This is a genomic window from Gilliamella sp. wkB195 (genome assembly GCF_001690445.1).
Lineage (GTDB): Bacteria > Pseudomonadota > Gammaproteobacteria > Enterobacterales > Orbaceae > Gilliamella > Gilliamella apicola_E.
In genome coordinates, this window is record NZ_LZGP01000011.1 from 233,425 (window position 1) to 251,414 (window position 17,990).

Annotated in this window: 4 protein-coding genes; all 4 read right to left on the bottom strand. The window is 34.2% G+C overall.

The window, feature by feature from the left end; genetic code table 11:
- Window positions 1-754: 754 nt before the first annotated feature.
- The 4 genes from pflB to A9G08_RS03255 all read right to left on the bottom strand — a co-directional run bounded on the left by pflB (window position 755) and on the right by A9G08_RS03255 (window position 17,604).
- Window positions 755-3,037: a formate C-acetyltransferase gene (gene pflB, locus A9G08_RS03240; RefSeq protein WP_065562301.1), complete on the bottom strand. Its 2,283-nt coding sequence runs from the start codon at window positions 3,035-3,037 to the stop codon at window positions 755-757.
- Window positions 3,038-3,101: 64 nt separating this feature from the next.
- Window positions 3,102-3,950 carry a formate transporter FocA gene (gene focA / locus A9G08_RS03245; protein ID WP_218058385.1) on the bottom strand — a complete coding sequence of 283 codons (849 nt, stop codon included), beginning with the start codon at window positions 3,948-3,950 and terminating at the stop codon, window positions 3,102-3,104.
- Window positions 3,951-4,243: 293 nt separating this feature from the next.
- Complete coding sequence (locus A9G08_RS03250; protein WP_065562302.1) at window positions 4,244-14,062, bottom strand: SdrD B-like domain-containing protein; 9,819 nt, start codon at window positions 14,060-14,062, stop codon at window positions 4,244-4,246.
- On the bottom strand, window positions 14,062-17,604 hold the full coding sequence (locus A9G08_RS03255) for a hypothetical protein (RefSeq protein ID WP_065562303.1): 3,543 nt from the start codon (window positions 17,602-17,604) through the stop codon (window positions 14,062-14,064). Before A9G08_RS03255 ends, A9G08_RS03250 begins: the two co-directional genes overlap by 1 nt.
- Between the last annotated feature and the right edge of the window lie 386 nt (window positions 17,605-17,990).

Genomic DNA, 17,990 nt, shown 5'->3' on the forward strand with positions numbered 1-17,990 from the left:
ATTATCACACAAATAGTTAAGATGTTGTCTTTTCGCCGATAGTGTTTATGATGACGTATCCCCAATGTAAAAAAGAGATAACCCACTATATACCTTTTTGGTTAGAGCTTATCAGTAGCTTAAGCTCTTTACAATTCACGACGTTTATCAACAATTCACTTACGTTCATCTTTCTATTTAGCCTAGCCCCTCATGACATGCTACTTGCCATTACTTAATGTTACCTCACGATACGCATTAACCTTGCTGTTCCTCAAGGGGGTACATTGTCAGGAAGCTCCACACCAAACCGTTGCCAGTTTCGCATTATCCCTAGGCTACTGTTAGTCATATAACAGGTTGACTCGCACTTTTACCTAATCTATAGGTAATTGTACTTCAACAATGATAATAACAGCTTATGCACTTATAAACTTCACAATAGGTCAATTCTAACTTAAACTATATACTGATGAATTCTTTCGTTTCCTTGGGCGATTCAATAATTTTATTGAATTCCTTGGTATCTTCCAGAATATCAGATAGGATTAATTGAATTGTCCAAAGAATTTTGTTCTTTAGATATGAGAGGTGCCTCTCACAGACTAAGATATATTCTTTACCGAATACAGGTTATACAATATCCTTTCGGACATGTGTAACGCCCTACTCGGATATTGTGAGGATGGCTAATTAAAGTTGTTCACTTTAATTAACCCACCTAACTTTTGATTAAAATCAAATAGTTAGGAGCATAAGTGCGCTCTTGTCGCACTTACATTGATTGTGTGAAAGTACGTGTAATAACGTCTTTTTGTTGTTCTTTAGTTAGTGAGTTGAAACGTACTGCATATCCAGAAACACGAATAGTTAATTGTGGATATTTTTCAGGGTGTTCCATCGCATCTAATAATGTTTCACGATTTAATACGTTAACATTTAAATGTTGACCACCTTCAATAGTAGCTTCGTGATGGAAGTAACCATCCATTAAACCAGCTAAGTTACGTTTACGAACATCATCATCTTTACCTAATGCATTAGGAACGATTGAGAAAGTATATGAAATACCATCTTTCGCATAAGCAAATGGTAGTTTAGCAACAGATGTTAATGAAGCAACCGCACCTTTTTGGTCACGTCCGTGCATTGGGTTAGCACCTGGTCCAAATGGCGCACCAGCACGACGACCGTCTGGAGTGTTACCTGTTTTCTTACCATATACAACGTTTGAAGTAATGGTTAATACAGATTGTGTAGGAATCGCATTACGATAAGTTTTAAGTTTTTGAATTTTCTTCATGAAACGTTCAACTAAATCAACTGCAATATCATCTACACGTGGATCGTTGTTACCGAATTGTGGATATTCACCTTCGATTTCAAAGTCCACTGCTAAACCATCTTCATCACGAATAGTTTTTACTTTTGCATATTTGATAGCTGATAATGAGTCAGCAGCAACAGATAGACCTGCAATACCACATGCCATTGTACGAATAATGTCACGATCATGTAGTGCCATTAATGATGCTTCGTAGCTGTATTTGTCATGCATATAGTGAATTGCATTTAGTGCAGTTACGTATTGTTTTGCTAACCAATCCATAAAGTGATCTAAACGAGCAAATACTTTGTCAAAATCAAGGTATTCGTCAGTGATTGGATCTTCTTTTGGTCCAACTTGCATTTTAAGTTTTTCATCCACACCGCCATTGATTGCGTATAGAAGAGTTTTAGCAAGGTTGGCACGCGCACCGAAGAATTGCATTTGTTTACCAACGATCATCGGGCTTACACAACATGCGATTGCATAGTCATCGTTATTGAAGTCAGGACGCATTAAATCATCATTTTCATATTGTAATGATGAGGTATCAATAGATACTTTAGATGCGAACTCTTTGAATCCACTTGGTAACTGTTCTGACCAAAGAATAGTCATGTTAGGCTCAGGTGATGGACCCATTGTATATAGTGTGTTTAAGAAACGGAATGAAGTTTTAGTAACTAAAGTACGTCCGTCAACACCCATACCTGCGATTGATTCAGTTGCCCAAATTGGGTCACCAGAGAATAATTCATCATATTCAGGCGTACGTAAGAAACGAACCATACGTAATTTCATAACGAAATGGTCAACAATTTCTTGAGCGTCTTTTTCAGTAATTAAACCTGCTTCAAGGTCACGTTGGAAGTAAATATCAAAGAATGTAGAAGTACGACCAAGAGACATTGCCGCACCATTTTGAGATTTAACTGCAGCTAAGTAACCGAAATATGTCCATTGCACTGCTTCTTGAGCTGTTCTAGCTGGTCCAGAGATGTCGTAGCCATATTTAGCTGCCATTTCTTTGATTTGACCAAGAGCACGATGTTGTTCAGCGATTTCTTCACGACGTTGCATAGTCATTGCTAAATCAACACCATTTTCAAAATCAGCTTGTAATGAATTGAATTGAGCAAATTTATCTTGCATTAAGAAGTCGATACCGTAAAGTGCAACACGACGGTAATCACCAATGATACGACCACGGCCATAAGCATCAGGAAGACCAGTGATAACACCTGATTTACGACAACGAAGAATATCAGGAGTGTAAATATCGAAAACACCTTGGTTATGAGTTTTACGATACTCAGTAAAGATTTTTTTGACTAAAGGATCAAGAGTTCGGTTGTATGCTTTACATGAGTTCTCGATCATTTTGATACCACCAAACGGGATAATCGCACGTTTTAATGGTTTTTCAGTTTGTAAACCAACAATCTTCTCTAAATCTTTTTCGATATAACCTGCATCATGAGCAGTAATAGTAGAGATTACACTTGTATCAAAATCTACAGGAGCATGAGTAGCATTTTCAATTTTAATGCCTTCCATGACTTTATCCCATAATTTAGTTGTAGCATCTGTTGCGCCAGCTAAAAAAGATTCATCACCTTCATATGGTGTGTAATTTTTTTGAATGAAATCGCGAACATTGACATTACTTTGCCAATCACCCTCTTTAAATCCTTTCCAAGCCGTTGCTTGTACTTCGTTTAAATTACTCATAGTTATTAACCTCAGGTTTACAAAAATATCTATCTACTCTTACATAAGGGTAAATATTATAAAATCAATGTGGCTTACGAAGATGTAAAGCCCAATTAGGGATAGCGACTAACAAGCCTCCTAAAATATTCCCGATAGTAACAGGAATTAAATTATTTACAATAAAATGCTCAACGGTTAATGCCTTAAATGAATCAGGAGATATTCCAACAGTAGTCCAAAACTCAGGTGATGCAAAATTATTAATTACAATTCCCATAGGAATCATAAACATATTTGCAATACTATGTTCAAAACCACTTGCAACAAACATTGCTACAGGTAATACCATAATTAGCATTTTATCAAGTAGACTGCGACCAGCATAACTCATCCAAGCAGCTAAGCAAACCATTAAATTAGCTAATAAACCAAGAAATACAGCTTCGATGAAAGTATGATGTAATTTATGATCTGCGGTTTGTAATACATTCAATCCCCACAAACCATTGGCTACCATATATTGCCCAGAAAACCAAATAATTCCTACAAATAGTATAGCACCGATAAAGTTACCAATATAGACCAAAATCCAATTACGGAACATTTTTATCCAACTAATTTTATGTGTCATTTTAGGTAAAATGGTTAAAATAGTTGAAGTAAAAAGATCTGTTCCACAACATACAACAAGCATCAAACCTAACGAGAAGCAAATACCGCCAACTAATTTAGCCAAGCCAAAAGCAACGGTTGAAGTCCCTGTTGTAGCAGTAATATAGAAAACGAATGCGATAGAGATAAAAACACCGGCAAGGATAGCTGATACTATAGTACTAGTAGGGTTTTTATTTACTTTATAGTTGCCAAGTTCCTCGGCGATTTGGGTCATTTGCGCGGGAGAAAACGAGTCCACAAGCTTATCATTACTCAAGTTGACATCCTCAAAAAAACTATGCTTTTATGAGGCGCATAGTATACTACTAATTTAAGTCAGATCATCAATTTTTTAGTTAAAAAAAACATTTTTTTTAACCAATTGTTTTTTTTAGTTACTTTTCAATGTTTTTTTTCTGCACTTAAATAGTTAATATTTAGAGATAAACAGTTATAAATCAATATAATTATCAGTTAGAAATAAAAAATTCCGCCCTTTTCCTAATAAATCAGAAAAGGACGGAAATTAAGGTGGTTTAAAATTTGGATCTTACGATCCAAATTCATTTGTTATTGACTCTTTTCCTCTGAAACTGTGAAGTCAACTTTACTTGGTAAGCCTGGTGATACTCTCACTACTTTAGGATTACGCCCAATTACTTCATAGCCTTTCGGTAGTGATCTTGTATCTAATTTAAGAACAAAATTCGCACCTCGTTCCCAACGTCCACCAGATACACCGACTATGTGATAACGACCACTAGCATCAGTTGTAATAATTTCACCACGTACAGTAACTAGTTTTACACCACCTAAGCCTTCTTCACCTTCGTCCTGAACACCATTACCATTTTTATCAACATACACTTTTCCGAAGATTAGTGCATCATCAAATAATGGATCAGCAGTAACAGTTACTGTTGCCTGAGAAGTATTAGATACAACTTTTCCATTTATTGAATTAACTGCTACAGCTGTATTAGTGTATTCACCTTGAGTGACACCAGCACCAACAACAAGCATATAGGTAAAGGTTAATTCACCTTTTGGTTTTAATTGAATAAGTTGTGAATTTACTGTTCTTCCTCCAGTAGGATCTTCAACTTTTTTACCATTAAGGCGAGTGGAGCCTTTAACAAATTTAAAGCCTGCTGGTAAAACGTCTTTGATCTTAATAGTTGAAACGCGTGAACTATTATTCGTTATTTTAATAGAGTAAGGAACAATATCACCAACCGTTACCTTATCTTTTAATGCAATTTTAGCAATAGTTATATCAGCATCTGAACTACGATAACCTAATAAAATTCCATATGCTAAATTACTTGTTCCATCATTTACCATAACTGGTACAGTATGTTCACCACCTACACCATTAAAGTTTATTGTAGCCGGTGGGTTAGAGAGATTAATTAAATCATGCTCTACTAAATTACCACTAGCATCTCTATACTTATCAAATGATGGTATTAGATCATATAAAGGATTACCTCGACCTACACTAACAGTTCCATCATTATAATCGCCATAAAGAACACGGATAAAGTAACGTGCGCTTGTACTACGAGTAGTATCACTGATTAGATTACGGAAATTAAATTTACCATTGTCATTGCTGGTCGAAACAATTGGACGACCATTTCTATCCATTATATGGTTTTTATTACCATCTAATAAGTAAACTTTAACTCCAGATAAACCTTTATAACCAGATACTCCAGTTAAACCAGCACCTTGATTATCATCTAGAACTTTACCTTCGATAATACCACCATTGATATAACCAAAGTTTTGATCAGATAACTTACCTGTAATATTTATGACGGCAATATTCGCAGTTTGCGGTAATTTTAATTCACCACTTGCATTATGATGGGCATCATCAGGGTCAAAGCTAGCTTTTAGTGTTGATGGTACGCCAGCAATTTCAATACTCCATTTGCCCGGAATAAGATTAGCAACATCATAATCTATATCACCAGCAGCTAAATTACGTGTGAAGTTAATTGACGGATTATTCACATTTTTAAAGGTAATTGTTATTGGAGCATTAATAGCTGTATCTATTGAAGGATTATATTCTCCATCATCATTATTATCCAAGAACACTTTACCTTTAATGCCACTAATACCACTCCAAGCAAATGTAACGTTTTTAGCTTGATCTGTTGCACTAGCAAACTGATAGGTTTCTTCCATCAAGTTATCTGTTTTATTGATTGTTGCGGCAATATTACTATCAGTAAGCATGAAGCTACTAATGTAACTATTACTTCCCATACTAACTTTAACTTTATAACTAATACCAGAAGCTAAATTGTCAAATTGATATTTACCAAGCTCATCAATATTTGTTCCAGTAGTAGTTGCGGCTTTCTTATCAATTAAATTATCGTCTACAAATAACTCAACTTGATAATTTGGAATTAGAGAATCAATACCGATATCCCGAGATGAAATAGCATTACCATCTTGAGTATCAACATCAATTACAACTTGACCGCTAATACTTGCTTGTCCCTTCAATCCAAAATCAACATTCGTGACCAAATTAGAAGATGTTGCTTCAATTTTAATTCTTGTTCCATTTGTTATAGATGTTGAATTTGAACCTTGAGGCTGAATCACATAACTGTAACTATAACCTGCAACGGCTGTTGCGTTTACAGTTACATCCCATTGACCTTCAGCTATATTATTAATTTCATATTGCCCATTAGGATCACTAATTGCAGTTAATACTATATTATGATCATTAACATCTCTTGCCTCAACGGTAACTCCCGCTAAAGTTGTATCGTATGTTTGATGCACACCTTTTCCAGAAACATCTTTATAAATAGTTCCTTTCAAGGTTTTTTGGCTCTTATAACCATAGTCAATCTGAGCAAGATCTTGAGTAGCAGATGTTAATGCTAATGTATCATGATTAATTGCAGACCCACCATTTATCATAGCTGGACTGAAACTGATTTGATAGCCAGCTCCAGTCAAGTTACTATCATTAACAGTCAATTCATAATCATTATATGCGGTAAGGTTTTCAAACTTATAACTACCGTCACTTCCTGTAGTTGTTGAAATAGCCGTTGTACCGTTTAAACCATTTGCTTTAAGGGTAACCTCTACACCGCTTAATGGTCTATCAATTGATGCTGCATGATAATTTAAACCGACATTATCATTTACATCCACGTCAACAACAACTTTACCTGATATTTTTGCACTACCTTTCAAACCGAAATTAATATTTTTTCCTACCGTATCATTTGACGCGATTATTATTTTCAATTCGCCAGGGTTAACTTCGCTAATAGTTGCATTACCTACGGCAGCATCAAAATAACTATAATTCCAACCTGACGGTGAATTTGAAATTTTAATTATCCAAGTACCAGCAATCAGATTGTTTAGTGAATAACTACCATCTGCAAGAGAAACTGCATTAATAGTTAAATTATTACTTTGATTAACTGCGGTAATTCCAACACCTGCTAGCGGAGGATAGTTAGTATTATGCTGACCATTACCCATAATGTCTTGATAGATATGTCCACTTATACCTAAATTAGATTTATAACCAAAGTCATTCCTATCTGATTGCGCAGCATCGCCTGAAATAGAAATTGTCGCAATATCCGAAGCAGTATTTGATGATGCTTGACCAGAAGGACTAAAGCTAATGACATAACCATTTAATTTATTAGATGGGTCAGTCACTCTAATTCGGTAGCTACCATTAGCTAAATTATCAAAAGTAAATTCACCATCACTATTCGATACCGCTTCCTTATAAATAACGGTATCACTATTTGGGTCTATCAATTTTATGGTTAAACCATCGACACCAGTATCGAATGATGACAATTGCTCATCCGCATCATTATCAAACACGACTTTACCAGTAATCTTAGCTTGGCCTTTCATACCTAAATCAAGTTTGATCTCATTGCCAGTATTTGAATCTACTTCATAAGTGATACTATTATTATTGACAGCAGTTGGGGTTACCACTTTTTCAACAAAATAACTATAGGTTAAATCAGTTCGTGTCGGATGAGAGACAGATACTGTCCATTTACCTTCAGTAATATTATTGAAGGTAAATTCACCGTTACTTCCTACAGTTTTAGTATGAGTTACATGCTTATTGTTACTCAATTCGCCTTCAACTTTAACTACCGCCCCATCTAGTTTTGGATTAAATGTTTTTTCAGACTCATTTCCACCGATATCTAAATAAACATTCCCTGATAATTTACGATCAAACTGATACCCAAACACTCTTGTATTTGGATTTGCTTCAAAACTTGTATCATTTGGTCCATTTACATTAAAAGTTGCTGTCTCAGATACAGGTGATGGATTTCCAGGACTAAAGACTAATTTATAATTAGAATCACTCACATTACTACTTATTTCATAATTATAAGCGCTCAATCCTGTTATTTCGAAAAGACCAGTTGATGCATCAACAGTAAATTCTTTTGTTTTAAATCCAGCTTTATTAGTTGCCGAAGTTAGTGTTATTTTCGGCGTTATAGGAGTAGCTAGCTGACCAAAGCTTATATCGTTAGAACTATAAACTCCATCACTATCACTATCAATAACGACATAACCGGTAATCTTACTATTACCTCGATAACCAATATCAATGTTATCAACAACATTTTGATCAGCTGTCACTTCAACTTCTAACGATAAATTATTACTTTGTTGTATTGGAACAACATTATTTCCAATAGCCGTATAATTTAGAACATAACTATTCCAATCAGTTATTGTTTGTGAAGATGCTGTTGAAATAGCCCATGTTCCTACTGGAATATTATCAAATACAAAGTTACCATTTGGATCAGTTGTTGCTTCAAATGAAGTTTGTTCACCACTGAAAGTTGAACTTGATACTTTCGTTAGAACCAGTTTAACACCTGCAAAACTAGTGTCTGCACCGGTTCTATCTTTGCTATCATCAACATCAATAACAACTTGTCCTGATACTCGTCCAGTATATTTGAAAGCTGTACTGCTATTAAAATCATTATCAGTTAAAGGTTCAAAATTGAATGTATTAGTATTATTCGGTATATCAGTCGCTGGTACTAATACAGTCGAATTAGGAGTACTAACCTTAATTTGATAATTATAATCTTTTGGTAATTTATCAAACAAATACTGCCCATTTTTCGATGCATTACCATTCAATGCAATGTTAGCCGTTTTTGTCTTCTTAAGCGTTTTAAAAGTATTTGTATTTGGTACTTGATAAGATAATTCAACCTCAACATCATTAGTCAGTTTTTGATCAGTTTTAATCTTATCATTATTATTATCTATCCAAACATCACCACCTAGTTGTTGTTTACCTAAAACTACATAGTGATTATCTAATGATCCCTCTTCTTTCAATGCTTTTACAGGAATAACAATATCTTGCGCCCTATTACCTGCTTTACTGAATTTAAAGTCATAGTCCGGAAGAGTGTTCATTTCAATTTTAACTGAGTAATCAACATCATTTCCATATAAAAGATCTGCAAAATGATAGTGCCCATTGGTTGTCAATTGTGTCATTAACAACTGACCTGTACCATTTAAACCATCATAAAGCTTAACTGTTACTTGGTGTGAACTATTGATTAAATGTGCATACTCATTCAATTGACTTGTATCAGTATTAGTATCATTAAAATCAACATAAATATCACCTTGGATACCATCATGGCTTGCTTTGCTATAGAAGAAGGTTTTATCCGTTACCCCTGAATTAGTAACAGTAATACCTGAAATAGTATCAATTGGTTGAGTAGTGCTCACACTATTTCTAACAACAACATAATATGCTGGTGGATGTTTCACGTTAACTTTATAATTTCCACTCGGTAAATTATAGAAATGATATTCACCATTAGCATCGCTATATTGGCGAGCCATCTCTTTACCGTTTTCATCAATCAAACTCAATAAAACATCTTTCAATGGTTTATAGTTTGTAGGATCTGGATCATCAATTAATGTTTTACCAGAAATACCACTATTTATTGCTGTAGGGCTAGTAATCCCTGCTGAAGGATTAGGGTTTGTTCCACCAGCTAACAAGAAGTATTTACTTTGTTGGTTTTGCCTTCCCGAGCTAAAGCTAATTGGCGATAAAACTGTATTGGTATTTTTATCGGCATTAGAAATAACACCATACCCACTAGGAGGCTCAATTTGAACAACATAAGTATCATTAAGTTGATTTTTATCTAAATCAAAACTATAAACACCAATTTGATTAGTTTTTACGGTCTTAAATGGACTACCAGTTGCCGTAGGTCCTTTATATAAATTGATAGTAACATTTTGTACTGGCACATCACCTGTTTTATCGAAACTAATATCTGCTTCACCATTATTATTAATATCAATTAACACATAACCATAAATAGAGGAATCACCTTCTTTTTTATAAAGAAAATCTAATGCTCCATTTGGTACAGTTGGATTGCTTTGTGTAATTTTAATATTAGAAATTGTGTCAGATAAACTTTTCAATTCATAACGACTTGTATCTAATCCTTGAGCTGTGACTTTAACTTTATAGTCATCATATAACAGGTTTGTAAACTTATAATTACCATTACTATCTGTCGTTGTGTATGAGTAAACATTATTAGAACCATTACGATATAACTCTACTCGAACCCCTGTCATTGGCACGTCACCATTATTAGGTTCAAAAATACCATTGTTATCATAATCGTAATAAAGTTTTCCACCAATTTCAGTGGTTTCTCTTAATCTTAGTAACCAATATTGATCTGGAGTACCATTTTGCAATATTTCTACCTGCATATACTCCAAACCGTTTTGTACTTTACTCGGTAAATAGTTGCCTTTCGTTTGACCGCTATTACCTACTATTTCGAATGCATTATCCAACCCTTTTAGTTTTAACATCATGTTGGAAATATATAATTTATTTCTGAACCTTGAATTTGTCTTGTTATAGACAAATCTACCGTTGTCTTTTACTCCCTTATCTATAAAATCTGGTGTATCGAATAATGATTCAAAATTTCCACTGTAATGATTATTATAAAGACGAGGAGTAAATACCCCTTCAACAGTTATTTTGGAAGGATTATATTTTTCTAGTTCTTCTTTAGTTAACAAAATTGACTGTTCATTCTTAACATTTGAACCAGTAACATCCAGATAGATATTACCTGAAACAGCTTCAGTTAACGCTTCTGGAGCTTTATTTGCTTGCATAAACCACTGTTTATCAGCTTGCATCCCATTAGCTAAAGATCCATCAGCTTGAACTTCAAACTGCAATGTACCAGGTTGAGTTGCAGGATCTTGATCGGCTATATCAATATAATCACCAGTGCTAGTCTTATGCACAATTTTATATTTACCTTTCGGTAAAGATTTTAAATCGAATGCATGATAATAATCACCAATATCTGCCCAATATTCATAATGATCTTTATCCCAATAATAGAGATCAAAATTTCCTTTACCTAGTTCAATTGTTTGATAGCCTGCATATTGCGTGTCACCATTTATATCATTAATTGGTGCACCAGAAATAGTACCTTTACCTTGCATAAGGAAGTTTCTAGTAATAGGCGCATCAAGTGTTGTAAATTTAACTCTATAAAATGGATATAAATTCTCACTCGCGTTCGTAACTGTTTTTATTCCATCATATTTTACCTTAATCATATAATCTGTATTAACAGTTACATTATTAAGTTGTCCATTAAATACGTAGTCACCTTTACCATCTGTGATTTGCTTATCAAGAAAGTTTATACCATTTTCCGTACAATCGCTTTCATTTCCATCACGGCAAAGTAGAACTGTTGCATATTTCAATGGCAAATCATTAGAGTTATAAAGTTCTCCTGTTTGGAGCTTACTGTCAGCTAACCATGTATCAAGGTATACTGTACCTCGAATAACATAATCATTGACTTTCAACTTATACCAAAAATTGGTATTAGTATCAAATACTCTACCGCCATTAACTGATAATTCAATTTGTGATATGGTTTTTTTGTTATTACCTGGATCTATACTAAACCCTTTATTTTGGTCATTATTTTCAAAAACTAGATCCCCGTCTTTTATATTACTTGCCAAACCATATGTTTGTTTAGCCGTAATTCGATAATCACCATTCGGTAAATTAGTAAATTCATATTTACCATTTTCATCAGTAGAAAAGTTAGTAAATTCGACCCATTCACCGTCAACTTTCCTATCCAAAACAACTCGATTATATTTAATAGCTGTATCATTATTAGGAGCATAACTACCTAAAGTACCTGGATGACTATTATTTAAATAAACATAACCTGAGATAGTATTTTTCTGTTTAGGTGCAAAAATAAGTCTATCGTCCCAAACTCTACCAGGGGTTAGCATCACCGTGAAATTCTGTAATGATGTAGGTTTTTCCAGAAGATTAGTATCATAATCTTCAACCGAATAATTAAACAAACCACAACGGTCAATATAATAATTCTGAAGGTCTCTTAAACCATAATACCCTGGTCTTTTATAAGTTACTTCAAGTTTATTATTTTGAGAGTCAGTTGCTTGGGTAACACCATCTTCTTCGTAAAATACTATCTTAGTATAGGTACTGGCTGAACTTGCCTCTAGTCCATTGTAAGTTGTACTCCAACTCCAATGTCCTCCAGCTGTTTCTAAATAGTTAACAACCATTAAATTACCTATAGCTTTTTGTACTGGTGAATACCAGAAGTTTTGATATTCTTTCTTATTATTTAAATTAGGTATAATAATTTCTTTTCCAGCAATATTATCTTTAGTATTGTTGCTTAATGTGACTTTACCTTTATGACTACTTCTTGAATTTGGAGAAGTACTCGTTGATTTTCCATCAGTATCATTGAGGAAATAGAATTTAGTCTGATCAATACCTGATTCAGTCAACGAAACTTTGTAATCTTTACCTTTAGTAAGACCTATAAATTGGTAGGATCCTGTTGTACCATCTGTTTTTGTAGTGGAAATTTTTTTCCATTCTGAACCAGTATGTTGATAAAGTACAACTTTTGTTGACATTCCTCGGCTACCAACCCTAGTATCATAAATATTATTATCCGATTTACCTGAATCGGGACCACTGCTAAGATATTGTTGTGGTCCGATAACAAAAACATTACCTGATATACTAGATAGAGTTGTATCATATGGGTCAATCTGAAATACGAAATTAGGACCTACTGGATTACCTAACTCATTAGGTATTTTCGCTTTCTTTCTCAGATCGCTTGGTAAGTATTTAAATGGAGGTGCAGGAACATTTGAAACTACAATATCATAAGTTGCTACAGCTAAATCACTGAAACCATAAAAACCATCATCTCCCGTAGTAACTGGATTTGTACCCATAACAGGGATAGTAGTATTCTCATAATAAATATCAACTCTTATTCCTTCTAATCCTGGATCGGTACCGACTGTGTAAAGTCCATCATTATCCATATCAAACGCAATGACACCATCTAGCTTATTCGGATTTCGCTTTTTGAGATTAAAAGAGCCACTTTGTTCAGCTCCTTTCATTGTAAACTTAATTTTATCATTATAGGTATTAATACCATTTAAAGTAACATCCCATAATTTATACTTTAAAGCCTTTAAAAAAGTATCAACATCAGAATCAAAGTAAACCGCATATTCATCATTCAATAATGTGTTTTTTATCTCAACATCACCATTAGAATTAGTATTTAATACTATTACATTTTTTGTTGATGCATTAAGCAATTTAACTGGAATACCATTAATTCCCTGATTATTATCATCTTTAACTTTAAGGTGAACAGTTCCACCATTACCTTTTAAAAATAGATTTTGACCCAATTCACCAGTCATACCATTAACTGAAACTGACTTGGATACACTTTCATTATTGCTTGTTTTTACTTCAACTTTATAAGAACCTAATGAGGATACATCAAATTCATAAGCCCCATCTTCATCGGTGTTTACACCAGCAATTTTCGCACCTGTATAATCCTTTAGTTCAACAGGTAAGTTTTTTAATGGGAAGTTGACATTATTAGAGTTACCATCATAATCCAGAAAGACTTTACCTGAAATCGGTATCGCATTTGCTACCGATAGAGCCATAAACGAAATAAAAAATGAGAACAACACTAAATTAAAGTGTTTTATTATCGCTTTATAATTAAAAACTTTTATTAATGATCTTCTTTTAGATTTTGTGTTATGCTCAGTTCGCATTATCTTTTCTCCTGATATGCGTAAATTCTTTTTAACGTTTTCGACTTTTTGATCTGATTTCACTTGCATTTGTAAATGCGGTTGACCATTTTTAACTTTTTGCCAACTGTTCATTAGAAACTCCCCACGACATTTACAAACCAACCATGTGAACGGTAATTCAGGTGTGTTAAGTTATCGTTATAATCAGTAAAGTTATAACCTACACCCATCTTGATATTGTCACCAACATTGCGATAAACACTGGTAACTAAACCATCTTTATGGTCATCGGCTAAACTTGTGCGTAAGGTTCTTCCTTCTACTTGATATTCCCAATCGCCAAGCTTGTAATTGACTCTTAAGGCATATAAGTCTGCGCCTGATGAGTACCAATTACTTTCGCCTTTGTAACGTAAATGCCCTTGACGGTGCGCCGCTTTAAACGCCGTTTCCCAATTTGCATTCCATTCATAAACCCCTTCTAACGACCACACCCAGCTCTTCTGATCATATAAGCTTGATGTGTAACTTTTACTGCCTGATGAGGTAGAGTTTGCGATTAGCTGATCGTCAGGATCTAATCCATATACATAGGTTAGTTTTCCAAACAGATTTAGGTTATTAATGACTTGGGGTCGATAAGCAAAACCAACCATAGATTCAGTATAATTGCTCACAACTTTATCATCGCGTTCACCTAATGTTTTAGCAAAATCAAACTGAGTAAGCCAACTTAAGTTCTCACTTACGATAGTTTTAGCACGGTTTGTCGTGACCCATTGTTTGATACGCTCACTTGCTTCATCTATACGATATTCAAGGCGGTTACGCATTTGAAATTTTTCATTTTTAAAGCCATAACCTACTGCATATACATCTCGGCGAGTTTCATCATTTCCTGTCAAACTGGTACTATTTCGATTACGGTTATTTACTCGACCTATAGAGTAAGACCCTTCGACATATTGCGCTTCAGTTGGTTTATAATTGACACCATAGATATCTGAAGTAGTGTGATCAATTTTGCTGGTTTTAAATTGACGCTCAGAATATAACTCCATTTTACTTGTCGCGTTGGTTTTTCCACCAAAAACAGTAGTTATTCCCCGACCTGAAGTTGAATCGACATCATTTAATAATTTAGTGTATAAACTGGTTCGTTCATTAACATCCCAGCTACCTTGTACACCACCTCCTGCACCTCGGTTAGAACCAAAAACTTCAGCACCGATATTGATGTTTTCTGTCACTTGCGAGTTATAACCTAGCGTTGTGCGGTTATCATCAGCAACATCACCTGATTTATTTAAGGTTAATTGTTGGATGATATAACCTTTATCTCGGCCATCAAAGAATGAACGTTCTAATTTTGCCGCTACTAATGTTTCTTTAGTTGAATCACTACCATAATTATGATCATTTCGTTGTTGTAGCTCTAAAGCGGTTTTATATAATTCACCTAAGGCAGTGTAATATTGTGCACGAGTAATTCGTTCAACGTAATTTGCTTTATCTTTTTCTTGGCTATGACCAACCAATACACCTTTTTTATCTGGTTCAAAGTCATAACGCAATTCACCGCCCCATTCTTCTAAATCACTACTACGTGCTTTAGCAAAAGATGAAAAACCTTCTTGTTGCATCGAGTAATAGCCTTTGAAACTTAGTGGAACATCTTTTTCGGTAAAATCATTAAAATCGATTTTTTGTTCTATTTTCCAAGCTGCTCCACGAGTATCACCTGATAGCACAGTTTCAGTAAATGATAGACCACCATTGCTCGATACAAATATATCATTCATTTTCGCTTTAGTTTTGGCGTATTCTAATTGAGTGTGTGTTCCTTGCGTTGGTCTTACAATTAAATCCACACCTTTCAATTCATAATTATCACCACTAGCCTGATCTTCACTTAGGTAAGTTCCCCCAATACGTAGATAATCGTTTAACCAGTGATAAGCTCTTCCACCAAAAACTTTCTGACCTTCAAGGTCAAATCCATCCGAGTAATATTCATATTCAGCTATAATCCAAACTGGATCACCACCAACTAAGTTTCCACCTTCGATAATGGAACTACCCGAGCCACCACTGGAGGTCATTGGTAATGGTTTAGTTAGCATTATACGACCTTGGAATTGGTTAACTTCATAATCCACACCTTCGGTTAAGGAACTGGTACTTAATACTCGTCCAGTGTTACGATCGCGTACTTCGACCGAAAGTTTTAAACTACCTTGAGTTACACGTTGATGTTTCAAAAAGTATAAGCTACCACCAGTTGAGGCTAATTCATTATGACTACCTCGTGTTTCACCATTTGATAAAAATATGGTAGCTAATGTACGAGTATCGCCATATTTTGTCGTCTGCTCACTTTCATGGTAAAGCTTAGCACCGTATAGACTTCGGTTAAAATTTGCAAATTCATTGCCAGTAATTTGGGTATTATAATTACCCCATAACCCGTAATTTTTTCCTTTCTCTAACTTAACATAGAATTTACCTTCGGTATCAACATCACTTTCAGTGGTTGAGTCATCACCATAAATTGGATAATAAGCTTGAGGATCGATTTCTCGAACAAAACGCGTTGGGTCTTTTTCACCTAAATGACCAAACGCATTTTTTAATTTGGTTTCGGTGGTATCTAAATGAGCTGTTAAACGATAATCTTCTTTATTGGCTTTTAAATAAAATGCGACTCGACCATCCCAACTACCTTTACCACTATAATGATGGCTATCAGCATCTTCCACTATTGATTGACCTTCACCACTAACATTATTTTGAGCATAAGTGACATCAACAATACCGACATAAAAAACATCATTTTCTTTTTGAACAACTAATTTTTCGTTTTGTGAATGAGTTTGACCAAATTCATCTTTCCAAGTTAAATCGAACTGATATTCTCCTGGCGATAAGATCATCTCTCGCATAGCACGACCACTATTATCCACCACCAATCGTTCACCATTTAACATCACATCTTTTTTATCTTTTAGTCCCGCCATTTGAATGACAACTTTACGATCCTGCGCACCACTGACAATGCCTTGATGATCGATCCGACTTTCTCCAAAACCAGGAATAGTACTATCTGATTTTAATTTACCAAAGGTCAAGTTAGTGGCTGGTGAGAAAGAAACATTAGATTTGCTATATGAAATAAATTCACTCTCTTGTTTTATACCACGCCCTAATGTACTAAAGTTAACGGCATGAACGTTATCTTTTAAACCGTCATGACTAGTCGTGGTTAAAATCGCTTTATAATCACTATCAATTGACAATGGTTCTCCATTGTCGGTATCACCTTGCCACAATAGTGCTTCATATGGGCTAATTTCATTAAACTTCAATGTTTTTATTGGATGTTGGTTATCGACATCAGATTGGCGATAAATAGTGATTTGATATTCTGCTATTTTACTCGGATAGTTGGTATAAACATAAAGCCCCATTGGGGTATTGAATAAACCTTGGGATGTTAATTTAAGTTTCGGATTATAGATACTTAAATTTAGTTTTTCCGCTGAATTAAATTCATCGCGGATAATATTTAATTTTGGTACGGTCTCTGTACTCGCATAAACACTATTTGAACCAAGTAAAAATGCAGCACTTATACTTAGATAAGAAATGTTACGGAAACGATTAAATTTGACCATGAACTATTATTTCCTTTCACTTAAATACATCTTGTTGTTATAAAAATAGAGCTGAAGAAATTTCAAAATTAAAGAAATGAAAATTTTCTATATGTTCATTTACAAACATATAAATATTAGAAATTTATTATAAAAATGTTGATATATTCTAGATTTGCCATTGATAGCCAGCAACTTCATATTTGATAAGAGTTGTAAGTCAAAATATTATTATAAAACAAATTATTATGCGTTATTTACAACTCTTGTGGTAAGCTATTTTTAAGAAATGAAAGGGGAAGGTTAAAATATTAAATTTTGCATAAGAAATTTAATATTTGTTAAAAGGACCATCACAATATTATTTATTTAAAATAATGTGATAGTCCTATAAAAAATAGATACTT